Origin of the sequence: Candidatus Arsenophonus triatominarum, assembly GCF_001640365.1 — a bacterium.
Taxonomy (GTDB): Bacteria; Pseudomonadota; Gammaproteobacteria; order Enterobacterales; family Enterobacteriaceae; genus Arsenophonus; species Arsenophonus triatominarum.
Map to the genome: position 1 here is coordinate 1 of NZ_LWMI01000081.1, position 12,632 is coordinate 12,632.

16 protein-coding genes are annotated in these 12,632 nt (G+C 42.9%); 10 read left to right on the top strand and 6 right to left on the bottom strand.

Features of this window, described 5'->3' with window-relative positions:
- Positions 1-217 precede the first annotated feature (217 nt).
- From AYJ55_RS23405 to AYJ55_RS23450, 10 genes are all read left to right on the top strand, one after another.
- Complete coding sequence (locus tag AYJ55_RS23405) at positions 218-409, top strand: hypothetical protein (RefSeq protein ID WP_063657713.1); 192 nt, start codon at positions 218-220, stop codon at positions 407-409.
- A 434-nt stretch (positions 410-843) separates the two neighbouring features.
- A complete protein-coding gene (locus AYJ55_RS34165) occupies positions 844-1,143 on the top strand; it encodes a hypothetical protein (protein WP_245677556.1) in 300 nt (99 codons plus the stop codon).
- Positions 1,144-1,570: 427 nt separating this feature from the next.
- Positions 1,571-1,762: a hypothetical protein gene (locus AYJ55_RS23415; RefSeq protein WP_063657713.1), complete on the top strand. Its 192-nt coding sequence runs from the start codon at positions 1,571-1,573 to the stop codon at positions 1,760-1,762.
- Positions 1,763-2,234: 472 nt separating this feature from the next.
- Positions 2,235-2,660 carry a replication/maintenance protein RepL gene (locus tag AYJ55_RS23420; RefSeq protein WP_063657717.1) on the top strand — a complete coding sequence of 142 codons (426 nt, stop codon included), beginning with the start codon at positions 2,235-2,237 and terminating at the stop codon, positions 2,658-2,660.
- A 202-nt stretch (positions 2,661-2,862) separates the two neighbouring features.
- On the top strand, positions 2,863-3,054 hold the full coding sequence (locus AYJ55_RS23425; RefSeq protein WP_063657713.1) for a hypothetical protein: 192 nt from the start codon (positions 2,863-2,865) through the stop codon (positions 3,052-3,054).
- Between the two features lie 443 nt (positions 3,055-3,497).
- Positions 3,498-4,019 (top strand): replication/maintenance protein RepL, encoded by a 522-nt coding sequence (locus tag AYJ55_RS23430; RefSeq protein ID WP_063657953.1) that lies wholly within the window; start codon positions 3,498-3,500, stop codon positions 4,017-4,019.
- A gap of 201 nt (positions 4,020-4,220) precedes the next feature.
- Positions 4,221-5,819, top strand: a complete 1,599-nt coding sequence (locus tag AYJ55_RS23435; RefSeq protein WP_063657943.1) for a PD-(D/E)XK nuclease-like domain-containing protein — start codon at positions 4,221-4,223, stop codon at positions 5,817-5,819.
- Positions 5,816-6,970 carry a recombinase RecT gene (locus tag AYJ55_RS23440; protein WP_063657606.1) on the top strand — a complete coding sequence of 385 codons (1,155 nt, stop codon included), beginning with the start codon at positions 5,816-5,818 and terminating at the stop codon, positions 6,968-6,970. The genes AYJ55_RS23435 and AYJ55_RS23440 overlap by 4 nt, the downstream gene beginning before the upstream one ends.
- A 133-nt stretch (positions 6,971-7,103) precedes the next feature.
- Positions 7,104-8,141, top strand: coding sequence for an Rpn family recombination-promoting nuclease/putative transposase (locus AYJ55_RS23445; RefSeq protein ID WP_063657589.1), 1,038 nt, complete (start codon positions 7,104-7,106; stop codon positions 8,139-8,141).
- 194 nt (positions 8,142-8,335) lie between these two features.
- A complete protein-coding gene (locus tag AYJ55_RS23450; protein ID WP_063657588.1) occupies positions 8,336-8,710 on the top strand; it encodes a ProQ/FINO family protein in 375 nt (124 codons plus the stop codon).
- 19 nt (positions 8,711-8,729) lie between these two features.
- Here the strand turns inward: AYJ55_RS23450 and AYJ55_RS23455 are convergent, their stop codons facing one another.
- The 6 genes from AYJ55_RS23455 to AYJ55_RS34170 are packed head-to-tail and all read right to left on the bottom strand — an operon-like array spanning position 8,730 to position 12,503.
- Positions 8,730-9,287: a tail fiber assembly protein gene (locus AYJ55_RS23455; RefSeq protein ID WP_063657587.1), complete on the bottom strand. Its 558-nt coding sequence runs from the start codon at positions 9,285-9,287 to the stop codon at positions 8,730-8,732.
- 10 nt (positions 9,288-9,297) lie between these two features.
- Positions 9,298-10,602 carry a phage tail protein gene (locus tag AYJ55_RS30215; RefSeq protein ID WP_162505732.1) on the bottom strand — a complete coding sequence of 435 codons (1,305 nt, stop codon included), beginning with the start codon at positions 10,600-10,602 and terminating at the stop codon, positions 9,298-9,300.
- Positions 10,603-10,631: 29 nt separating this feature from the next.
- The gene (locus tag AYJ55_RS35025) at positions 10,632-10,985 is read right to left on the bottom strand and encodes a baseplate wedge 1 family protein (RefSeq protein WP_281181228.1); all 354 of its coding nucleotides are present in this window, start codon (positions 10,983-10,985) and stop codon (positions 10,632-10,634) included.
- Positions 10,958-11,278, bottom strand: coding sequence for a baseplate wedge 1 family protein (locus AYJ55_RS35030; RefSeq protein ID WP_281181229.1), 321 nt, complete (start codon positions 11,276-11,278; stop codon positions 10,958-10,960). Before AYJ55_RS35030 ends, AYJ55_RS35025 begins: the two co-directional genes overlap by 28 nt.
- The gene (locus AYJ55_RS23470) at positions 11,275-12,117 is read right to left on the bottom strand and encodes a hypothetical protein (RefSeq protein ID WP_245677492.1); all 843 of its coding nucleotides are present in this window, start codon (positions 12,115-12,117) and stop codon (positions 11,275-11,277) included. Before AYJ55_RS23470 ends, AYJ55_RS35030 begins: the two co-directional genes overlap by 4 nt.
- Positions 12,015-12,503, bottom strand: a complete 489-nt coding sequence (locus tag AYJ55_RS34170) for a baseplate J/gp47 family protein (protein ID WP_245677493.1) — start codon at positions 12,501-12,503, stop codon at positions 12,015-12,017. The genes AYJ55_RS23470 and AYJ55_RS34170 overlap by 103 nt, the downstream gene beginning before the upstream one ends.
- Positions 12,504-12,632 lie beyond the last annotated feature (129 nt).

The window sequence follows — 12,632 nt, forward strand, 5'->3', positions numbered from 1 at the left end:
TGATGAGTAATCGCTGATAGCAAGAGTTTTCGCCTCTTACTACCAGCTAATCCCAAACCTACAGTGACTAGGAGTCAAGGGCTAATGAAAAAGTCTACCTTCCGCGTGCGCGTAATTGAAGCGCAAAATCAAATCATCGAGTTATTCGTTCGAACCATCACGCAATTTAACCCGTTCGTCAGCGTGCCCGAATTCTCCAGCGAGTTGGGGGTGCGGCATGAAATACTTCAAAGCAACCATCATCACTAACGTTGACCACGAGAAGGGTAAGACAACAAATTTCATCTATCTTTCCTCTGAGACGAAAATAGCTGCCAAGAAATTGGCCTCTCAACATATCTTTGAGACTGACGGCGCAAACTGCTGTTTTTACAAATCGCCCAGATTGGAAGAAATTAGTATTTTGTGATTTTCGCGTGACTGTGTTCCCTTTAATTTCCGGTTATCTTCCGCTTCCTCGCCCGTTCGCTCGCGTTGCTCGGTCACTTGGCTGTGGCGAGCGGTGGGTATTTTAATTTTAAGGATTTTTTTGGATTGTTTTTTAACTCAATTTTTACGCTTTAAATTGCGAGCACCGTCGAAGAGAAAGCGGAATTAATCCGTTGCTACTGAGTCGTCTGATACTTCTTTCTATCAAAAGATACAAGAAGAGAAGTAATCATAAAACCTGTTATAGAAAGAATTAAATTTTTAATATCTGTTTGTCACAACCATAAATACTGTTGTTGCTGTAATCAAAAATGAGTGTCTTTATGATTACGTTAAAATCAAAAAATACGTTGACATAATCAAAAAAACAACTAAAATGCTTAAGTAAGAGTAAGAAAAAATAGAAAAATGCATATGACGGAATCAAAAAATATCGATGTAATAAGGCACAAACAAAATCCATTCATGGAAAATATGATGATTCCTATGGGGACTAAACAAATTCGATTATCCAAAATGGGTAAAGATCGGAATGTATTAGTCAATCAACTTACAGGAGAAATTTTAGGAACGCATGTAACAACTTATAAAAAAGTTGATAGGGGGAAATTTATAAAACTTTTCGCTGAAAATATAGCGATGACTTTTGAATTAGGCTCTGCTGGACTAAAAGCACTAAATGTATTGATTTTACAGTGCAAAATTCAGGAATGAACAAAGATAGAGTTGTGTTAGATAAATACGCTTTAGAAGAATTTTATCTGATTCAGGTCAAAAATTATCTCAAGCAACATTTACTAGAGGAATTAAAGAACTAGTAGGGGCTCAAATAATCGCAAGATGTTTAAAACAAGGAGATTATTTTATTAACCCAAACTTTATTTTTAATGGAGACAGAGTTGCATTTACTACAGCAATAGAAAAACAAGATTAAATTAGCGGTACTTGAACGGGCTCTGAACCCCGCCCAAGCACCTGATCCAACAACCTAAGTCGATAGGAGTCGGACTATGCGAAATAGTACCTTCCGCGTGCGCGTAATTGAAGCGCAAAATCAAATCATCGAGTTATTCGTTCGAACCTCACGCAATTTAACCCGTCGTCAGCGTGCCCGAATTCTCCAGCGAGTTGGGGGTGCGGCATGAAATACTTCAAAGCAACCATCATCACTAACGTTGACCACGAGAAGGGTAAGACAACAAATTTCATCTATCTTTCCTCTGAGACGAAAATAGCTGCCAAGAAATTGGCCTCTCAACATATCTTTGAGACTGACGGCGCAAACTGCTGTTTTTACAAATCGCCCAGATTGGAAGAAATTAGTATTTTGTGATTTTCGCGTGACTGTGTTCCCTTTAATTTCCGGTTATCTCCCGCTTCCTCGCCCGTTCGCTCGCGTTGCTCGGTCACTTGGCTGTGGCGAGCGGTGGGCGTTAAATTTTAAAAAGATTTTTTGGTTTTTTTTAAAGAAAATCCGGTTTTTCCTTAACTCAGTCCGCTCACCGCAGGAGACGTTGAGGCGGAGCGCAGCTTGCGAGCACCGAACAGCGGCGACGAGGAAGCGGAAGTTAGTTTGTTGCTATTGAGTTGTCTGATAGTTCCAACTAATACAGATACAGAAAGGGAATGCACTATAAAATTATGATTTATAATTATTTTTTATTTTACAGTATCAGTATTGATGATACTGATGAGTCTCATAGCTAATGATACTCAGTTTTTAAAATAAAAAAATATTTGACACAACCAGTATCTTTTGGTTATAGTTTTTATTACTGGATTGAGACTGAGGGGTATCATATAAATTGAAATTAGATAATTATAATTTCGTCCAGTTATCAAAAGGATATATGAATCATTTTAGAGGTCTAATAAGCAAACATCCTCTTGCTGCTGAAATATTAATTTTTTTCATGGAAAAAATGGGAAGAACGACAAACGCTGTTGTATGTAGTTATCAATTACTACAAGAAGTGACCGGATATAGTCGTCCAAGTGTAGCAAGGGCAGTAAGAATCTTAAAAAAAGATAACTGGATAGATACGGTAAAAGTTGGAAATGCAACCGCATACTGTGTTAATGAAAAAGTAGCTTGGCAGGCAGGTAGAGATGAGCGTCAATATGCTATTTTTAGTGCCACAGTTGTTGCCACTTCTACTGAACAAGAAAGTAATTTTAGGGAAAAATCGAAGGAAAAATTAACGTATATTCCTTTTGTTGAGAAAGAATAATCGCTGATTGAAGGAGTTAACGCCTCCTACAACCAGCTAACCCAAAACCTACGATAACTAGGAGTCGGACTATGAGAAATAGTACCTTCCGTGTGCGCGTAATTGAAGCGCAAAATCAAATCATCGAGTTATTCGTTCGAACCTCACGCAATTTAACCCTTCGTCAGCGTGCCCGAATTCTCCAGCGAGTTGGGGGTGCGGCATGAAATACTTCAAAGCAACCATCATCACTAACGTTGACCACGAGAAGGGTAAGACAACAAATTTCATCTATCTTTCCTCTGAGACGAAAATAGCTGCCAAGAAATTGGCCTCTCAACATATCTTTGAGACTGACGGCGCAAATTGCTGTTTTTACAAATCGCCCAGATTGGAAGAAATTAGTATTTTGTGATTTTCGCGTGACTGTGTTCCCTTTAATTTCCGGTTATCTTCCGCTTCCTCGCCCGTTCGCTCGCGTTGCTCGGTCACTTGGCTGTGGCGAGCGGTGGGCATTTTAATTTTAAGGATTTTTGGGATTTTTTTTAGTTAATTCAGTTTCCTTACCTTAGATCGGGAATACCGAAAAACGTCGACTAGGAAGCGGAAGTTAATTTGTTTCTTGATGAGTTGCTTGGTAGTTCCTTACACCTAAAGATTAATAAATAAACCTCATGTAAGTTATTGATATATATAGATGTGAGTTTTCATTTTCTGATCCTTTGGAAACCTATTTTTGCACCTTGTAGAATCAAAAAATATATTATATTGGTTTTTAAGAAACCAAAAAAAACCTTGTTAAAACCATTTTTTATTATATAATGGCATTACAGAGTTCAGTTAATAATGAGAAAATGGATGGCAGAGATTAGATATGAAAGTAATCCTTTCTTAGAAAATATGGTTATACCGTTTGGTAGAAAAACGGTAAAGCTTTCTCCGCTAGGACGTGAAGATAATATTTTAGTTAATCAATTCACTGGTGAAATAAGGGGTACTCATGTTGCCACTTATAAAAAAGTTGATTCTCAGTGTTTTGTGAAATTATTTACTGAGAATATTGCACTAGCATTTAATCTTAAATCTGCAGGTATAAAGGCATTAACGGTACTAATATTTATAGTTCAAAAATCCGCCATGAATAAGGATGTGGTAAATTTAGATTCATACACTTTAAAAGAATTCCTAAATTTTAACGAAGGAGTCAAACTATCTATGACAACTTTTAGGAGAGGACTCATAGAACTTGAAGAAGCTAAAATAATAGCTAAGGCATTGAGAAAAGGAAATTATTTTATAAATCCAAACTTTGTTTTCAATGGAGATAGAATAGCGTTCTCAACAATTATTGAAAAAGAAAACGCAATATCAAGTAATTAGTCGCTAGCTGTTTGGGTTGCACCCCTCACAGCTAGCTAGCCCAAAACCTACTGTAACTAGGAGTCGGACTATGGGAAATAGTACCTTCCGCGTGCGCGTAATTGAAGCGCAAAATCAAATCATCGAGTTATTCGTTCGAACCTCACGCAATTTAACCCTTCGTCAGCGTGCCCGAATTCTCCAGCGAGTTGGGGGTGCGGCATGAAATACTTCAAAGCAACCATCATCACTAACGTTGACCACGAGAAGGGTAAGACAACAAATTTCATCTATCTTGCGTCTGAAACGAAAATTGCCGCCAAGAAATTGGCCTCTCAACATATCTTTAAAACGGACGGCGCAAACTGCTGTTTTTACAAATCGCCCAGATTGGAAGAAATTAGCGTTGAAGAGTATCTCGCTAATACCGAAAAACAGACGGATATTATCGAAGAACAGGGCATAGACCAGTTTTGCGCTTTACTCACGATATTTGGGGTTCAGGAAGAATACGACGAAGGCGAGATTCGCGATGCGGAGGATTTGTTGGCCAATCCATCAGAAGAGCCAGAGATTTTTGAGCAATACACCGAACTTCGTGAATTGTTGTCCGTGAAAATACAGGAAGCAGACAAAACTATCTCTTTAAGCGAAATCAAGGGAATAGCGATTCATCTTTTTGAGTGTGGAAAAAATAATCAGTTATTAACGCAATCAACAGAGTTATCCACTAAATCTGTCGTTATGTCTGTGGAAAACGTGGGAGAAGCGGAAAAAAGCGAGGCGAATATAGTACCTGAAGAATTGGTTAATAATTACACAGAAGGGCAACAATTAATTAACTCAAAAGTCACAAACATAGACGACAACTCTATCTTCTCTGCTTTTCCTCCCGTTAACGGAAAAATCATGAGCGGTGAAAATATCACGCTTGAGATGTTGAACGGCTGTGTGGATGCGTTGAAACCCACAGAGAGCTTGATTGTTCGCCGTTTGTCAAATAGCACCTATCACGCGGCAAACGGTTATTCGAGTACGCAAATTAGGTTGGTGCAAAAGGCAGAGACAATAGCTGTGCTGGATTGGGACAAGGACGCACCCGTTCAGGAAGGAAAAACAAGAGCGTTTTTGATTGGTGATGCGGTACATACGGCTATTCTTGAGCCGGAGAAATTTCCGCTAAGATATGTTTCTGCACCTGAGCTGGATTTGCGTACAAAGGATGGCAAAAAAACGCTATCCGATTTTGAGAAAAAAAATCTAACATTGGCAAGGGTTGTTTTAAAAAAGGAGGAATTTGAGGCAATCCAATTGATGCGTGATTCTGCGCTGGCTTACCCAATGGTTGAAGAGCTACTCGAAAACGGCGAACCAGAGGTTTCAATTTTCTATCGCACGGAAAAGGGGACGCTATTGAAAATTCGTCCTGATTTGTTGGGAATCTATTCAGATAAGCCTTTCTTGTTGGATGTGAAAACGACTGACAATTTTCAAGGTTTTGGGAAATCTGTTGATGAGTTTGGTTATCACATACAAGCGGAATTTTACCGTCTGATTGCTAATCAGGTATTTGGTCAAGCGATAGCTTTCACTTTCTGTGCAATTGGCAAAAACCCAGCTTATGGGCGTTTTCCTGTGAAACTTTGTGAACCCGACGACGAAGATAGCGAGCAGGGCGTATACGAAGTAAATCGTGTGATTGATATGCTAGAAAGCGTCATAGAAACCTACCCAATAGTCAAAATATCCCGTCCTTTCTGGGCAAAACAGGCGGATAGAAAACGCAGAGAAGCTTTGATGATGGAAGAGGGTGTAGCATGAATACCGGACTGGAAACCATGAACAACGTCTATGCCAATTTGCAATCGGTCATTACGCAGCAAGGCATAGCAGCCCTGTTACCTGCTCAGGTTACGCCTGAGCAGTTCACCCGAACCGCCGCAACCGCATTGATTGAAAATGCGGATTTGCAAAAAGCCGATAAGCAATCACTGGTGCTGGCCTTAACCCGTTGCGCCAAAGACGGACTTATGCCTGACGGACGAGAAGCTGCTCTGATTGTCCGTAGTACCAAAGTCAATAATCAATTTGTGAAAAAAGCCGTCTACATGCCGATGGTGGACGGTGTTATGAAACGTGCCCGTCAATCCGGTCAGGTAGCCAATATCATTGCAAAGGTTGTCTATTCACAAGATGAGTTTGAATATGTGATTGATGAAAACGGCGAGCATTTAACCCACCGTCCAGCGTTTTTTGATGGTGATGAGGTAGTAAAAGTCTATGCCTTCGCCAAACTCAATAGCGGTGAACTGGTTGTTGAAGTGATGAGTCGCGCTGACGTGGAAAAGATACGCGATACAGTGAAAAGCGCAAAAGACTACACAAGCCCTTGGGTGAAGTGGTTCGACAGAATGGCACTCAAGACAGTGATTCATCGCCTCGCTAGACGGCTTCCTTGCGCCTCTGAACTATTTTCGATGTTTGGGGTATACGAAGATGCAAATTCAACAGAAAAACCGCTCAGAATGGCTCCTACTTCGTTTAAACGGCTATCGATGAGGGATATTATCCGTGAGCGAAACGAAAAACTACGTCAAAAAGAAGAAACGGCGACAGATGTACAACCAGCAACTAATCCAAAATTGGACGCCGTATTAATCGCCCTCGACGATGCCACCGACGAAAAAAACCTTGCTGAAATCGTTGAGCATTGTACCCTGTTGTCCGCTGAGTTGTCTGAGGACGAAAAAATACAGCTTCGTGAAAAGATTAAGACTAGCAAAAAGCGGTTAATTCCAACCAACAAAGATAGCAATGTTTGGATGGCAAGACTGGCAAACGGTACGGGTGACGCTTGGCGATTTCGAGATGGTGAAATAGTCCACGGATTTTTCGAGGCTGAGAAAAAAGCCAAAGAGGTGGGCGCAGTATTGGAAAAACCGAGTCCTTACCGATTTAGTCCGAGTCATTAAAGTAAAAATGCCCCTGAGGTAAATAGGGGCGTTATTGCTAAAGCTGGATTATGATGTCTTAAATGTAATGATTAATATAGCGGGTTTGTTTGCCATAATTCAATCTGACGCGAGCAATTATTGAAGATATCCGATGAGTAAAAAATTCACCCCAACGCCCCATGATGCGGTATTTAAGCAGTTTTTAAGTGAAAAAGAGACCGCTAAAGATTTCTTTGATATCTGGCTACCGGATGAGATTAAGGCACTGTGTGACTTAGATAGCCTCAAAGTGGAATCTGGCTCATTTGTTGATAGTGAGATGAAAAACTACCAGAGTGATATCCTGTATTCTGTCAAAACAGAAAAGGGACAAGGTTATCTCTATCTGCTGATTGAACACCAATCAACCCCTGACAAGCTCATGGCATGGCGACTCATGCGCTACAGTATGGCTGCCATGCAAAAGCATTTAGAGGCTGGTCATAAAGAGTTGCCGCTGGTTTTTCCCATCCTGTTTTATTGCGGTGAGAAAAGCCCTCATCCGTATAGTACAGACTGGCTAGACTGCTTTAGTGGCAGAGATATTGCCGAAAAGATATACACCAAACCGTTTAAGCTAGTCGATGTCACCACGCTTGATGACGGTGAGATTATGCAACATAAGCGAATGGCGTTATTGGAGCTTATCCAAAAACACATTCGAAGACGGGATATGGCCGAGCTACTGAATAGTATTGTTAAACTGTTGTCGTATAATTATTATACTGATAATCAAGTTATTACTATGTTTAACTATCTAATCCAAGAAGGCAATGCTGAGCAACCAGCAAAGTTAATCAAAGAGATAGCCAGACAGACAGAGAAACATGAGGGGGCATTGATGAATATTGCACAAGGTATACGAGAAGAAGGCATACAACAAGGCATACAACAAGGTATGCAACAAGGCATACAACAAGGCATACAACAAGGTATGCAACAAGGCATACAACAAGGTATGCAACAAGGCATACAACAAGGTATGCAACAAGGCATACAACAAGGTATGCAACAAGGGAAAGTTGAGGGCGAAAAACAGGCTTCCATGAAGATAGCGCGCCAAATGCTCGAAAGTGGCATGGATAGACAATCGGTGATGAAATTTACGAGCTTAAATGATACTGAAATGAGCAACCTGTTTAAAGATTAAACCATGACAGAACGCCAAAATTTAAGCCTTAATCGTCCTAGAAAGCTTTCATCGGAAGAACATCACAAAAGTGACCTTGCTTACCGTAAAAAGGTCTGGGTAAAGGCTGCGTCAAAAAAACAGAAAAAAAACCTCATCCTTCGAAAGCCGTAAAACAGCAGCCCAAGCAGACGGTTGTTAAACCCAAACAGGAAGTGAAGGTTAAAACACCTAAATCACCCACACCGTCTAAAAAGCGATTACCGTTAAATGAGGCAATTTCACAAATTAGCACGTTTTGGCCTTATCTTTTCCCTGATGGCAAGCTGTGCCCAATGAAAATTGGCATCCAGCAGGATATGTGGCAAGAGGTGAAGGAAAAGGGCTTACCGATAGCGAGAAGGCGTTTAAGAGCCTGTTTGGGTAGTGTTGGTCATCACGCCGATTATCGCGCACTTATCCAGTTAGGCGCATTTCGTTATGACAAATCCGGTCAGATAGTTGGCGAGGTCACCCAAGCGGATGTTGAGGATAATTTGCAACGTTTAGCACGGCGAAATAAATCAACCAATTCTTTTCTGTCATGCTGATTTGGCGTTGGAAAGCTACTCAATCCGGTTTTTTCGGCCAGTCAATATCGGGTGCAGTTGAAACATCCGTACGGTTCACAAAAACCCGATATTTTTTCCAGGCTATCAGTCGTTTTTTCTCGTCTTCGGTGGCCATTTCTAAATCGACTGCATCTTGAAGGGGTGCAATTTCACGAGTGGCATCATATAATTTTTGTTGTTTGATGCCTTCTAATTTTTGTCTTTCTGCTAATTTTTCAGCTTCTGCATCCTTGACCCACTTTTCACCATCCCAAACATCATATTCGCTTTGAGGGGCTAATGATGTTAAATATTCCGGTACCTTACCTAATTTTTCAAGGGTGACAGATTGACGGCTTTTCGTATCAAACAAAACCAAACCGCGATGATCTTCCTGATATTCCCATTCCTGATTTTGTTCATTAAAAACAACAGCGAAACCTTCCTTTTTGTCAATTGGTTTTTTCTCAGTATGAAAAGGCAGTATGTCATGAGTTTCATCCGTGTAAGCATCGCAAGGACCCAGCAACTCATGTGTATCACTCGTGTAGGTATAGGCTTTAAAAATTCTAAACATTTTTGATTCCTTAACTGATTCTGTACCAGCCCATTAGCGTAATAAAAGCATTCGTTATATTAATTTCGCTACTACTTCCCGTCTTTCCCGTTGTACCTGAAACAGAATGGGTGTGTGCACCGATAGTAACAGTATGTGAGTGGTTCCCCGCTTGTGATGTATTTTGAGCCCTTGGTTTCCATTGATTAGGATTACCGTCATCGCCTCTTGCATTCCATGGGTCACGTACAACGCCTGCAAAATTATGTGCATGATTACCCGTTGCATTCGTATTTTTAGTACCATAATCATAGCTACTGGTTGTTGCTGAAAAAGTGTGCCCGTGAGCGGGTAATTGGGCTTCTGTCAGCTTAATAGCATCAGCGCCTCCGGTAGTGAATACATTAGAACCATCTGCTTTTGCTAAACGAATGGTTTTATTTTCACCAATGTATTGCCATTTTGTATTTGGAAATAAGGTATTGGGATTTTTATTTTGAGCAAACCAGACAACAATCCCTACCGGATAAATTCCGTCAATACTTACGGTTTTCGCCAAGTCATAAGCGGCTTTGACGGCTTTGGGTGTGGCGGCCAGCGTTTCATCATTGCTGTCAGTGGCGCTACTTAACCGTGTGAGACCGTGTTGAGTGAGCGACGCAACGAGGATAGCAAAAATAATCTGTGAACCATCGCAACGGATAACATTTCTGCCACTGGGCAGTACAACACCAGTCCCTGACAGGGGTTTACAGGTCAGGGTGAAATTCCCCTGACAGTGATTGGTGACAGTCCAGTTTCTTATCCATGGCGGGAAAATTACGGTGGTATCAGCAATAAGATTGCCACTGAAGACCAGTTCTTCTTTTGCGGCCTGTAAGGTAGTCAAGGTTATCGTGCCGGTTTCCAGTCCGGTTATACTGGTGATGCCGTAACTATTCACGGGTACCCACCCTGTTGCGGAGGCATCCAACACTTCCGGATTGGTCGTATTCCCGTCTATTGTATTTAGCCAAAAACCGTCATTCGTGGAATTGGGCACTTTCGCCCCCGCCGGATAACCACCAATCGCCGTGGCAAAATCGGCATCAAAAGGGTAACCCGCGCCCGCATTATGCCAACGATAGCCGGTGTATAGTTCGTTAAGTGCCTGATTCATGTCACGGCCATCAGGGGGCAAGCCGCCTGCGGCTTTAATCGTCATGGTAATGGGGGGAAAACCGGCATCATAAGAAGCCTGATTACTGCCGGTTGGCGTTTTCGCCGTTAAATCACGCCGTGAACCATTCGCCCCAAAGGGCACCGGTTTACGAGCGGGCAAGTCTGTTTTTTTCATAAAATACTCCAAAAAATTCTACTGGATGATTAACGTCCCGCCGTAAAAAACGTCCCCTCATTAAACGGATAGGCATCCTCGGCAAAGCCAAAGTAGGGGGCGACGACCTGATTGATATTCATCAGTACCCCAGAAGGTAACGGGGTGACCTCGCTGTTTCTCAATACTGACAATTCAAAGGGTTCTAGGGGAAAGGCGGTGGTAATACCAATAGTCATGTCACGATAATTCACACAAAACGCCTCGCCACGTTCCTTAAACAGAAAACGTAAGAAGCGATTGATTTCAGGAATAGTCGCAATACTGATGTTAGAAAACGCCTTGCTGAGTATCAGGCTTCGATAAGCGTTGTCCGCTAGCCGGATTTTTCTGGTTTCCTGCACACCCGCGTAATAAGGGGCATCACTGAACGGGTGGGATAATCCGCTTTTCCTTCGTCTGCCTGCGCAAACCCAAACGCGCTGTTATCGACTTCCGCCGTGATGTAACGTGAAATGTTGACGATTTTCCCCCACATATCCAGACCAAAGCGGTTGCAGGTGGTGATATCCCACACTTCATCAAGAAACCGGTCAGTAAAATCCTCCAGACTCACCGCCTGCTCGAATGTTGCGATGACAGACAGCAATTTCTGGCTGGCACTGTACTGGTTTAGCACCGTTTTTTGCCAACTCATTTTAACTCCACGTGAATGTTATCGGCTTGCAAAACGGGGACTTGCGCCACGCCTGGTGTTAACGCAGACAGCCAGTTTTTGCCGTCTTGGGATATCATTACTGATACGACACTCACCGAATAAGGCTCAATCGCAATAATCGGCGCGTAGTATTTACCCACATTCAGGGTTGCCCCTATACCCGCACGTTGAATGCCTTCTACCTCGCCATTAAACACGCGAATAACTGTTTTTTTAACTTGCCCGGTAATGTCACAGGGAGGATTGAGACTTTTATCAATGTTGACGGAAAAATAGACGCTTAATGGGGTGGCTCGCTGCCACTGCATCACATATTGCGGGTAAGGCGGCGAGTAGTTCTCTTTATCATAAACAGTAAAGGTGGTATCCCCATTCATGTCCGCGCCAGGATTGTAATACTGGAAGATCGTCTCGGCGATATCGGTATCGTTGCCACCATTCACACAAATAAAAACGGAATGCGGTTTAACCGGATAAAGAGTCGTGCCGATAGTGACCGTCTCCCTTGTTCGGTTTGACCAGACATACGCATCCGTCACACCTTGGGTTTCCAGTAGGGCCGCTTTCATCGCACCATCGGTATTACGACCGTTGCGCGCCACTGATTGGCGGCGGCGTGTTTCAAAGGCAATGCGGGATTCTACCTGTGACCCGACACGGGCCGGTGTGTCATTGGTGATGGCGTCCCACCCTGAAACAGAGCTAAAAATTTGCGTTAATTCCCCGTGGCGCAGGCGATGGGGCCATGCGTCGTGTTCTGGAAGGGGATTTTTACCGTGCCGCTGGCAGGGATGGTTGCTTCGCTCACTGAACGCCACAAATAACCGGCCTTATCCTGGGCGGTACTGCCTGCTGGGATACGGGTGCCGACTTTGCCCGTGCAGGTGGCCATGACAACGCTACCCTGACCAGGAATACGATTGAGAAAATAGATGCGCCCTATTCCATCCTGAAAGCGCCCGCTCGCAAAATCGGGGTTAATCTGGTTGAACAGGCATAATAATTTGTCGTAGACCTGCGCCAGTATTTCGGTCTCACTCTGGGCTATCTGTCCTTGGGGGGCGCTCAGTGATTGACTGGCATGGCCGCCCAATATGCCGACAAAATCCGTCAGCCGTCCGGCGAGCACGTCCGCGATATCCGGCACCGACACCCCGTTTTCGGTTATCGTGACATCAGGTACCGCGGTTTTCACTGTGGTCATAATATCACCTCCAATCGGTTATTCTCGTTATCCGTGACGCGAATGACACCGCGCAGTTTCCGACTGGCCTTATCCAGCCTGACGCTTGCTATTGCCTGGTTAACAACGGGCAGTTTTTCGGCCTCAACT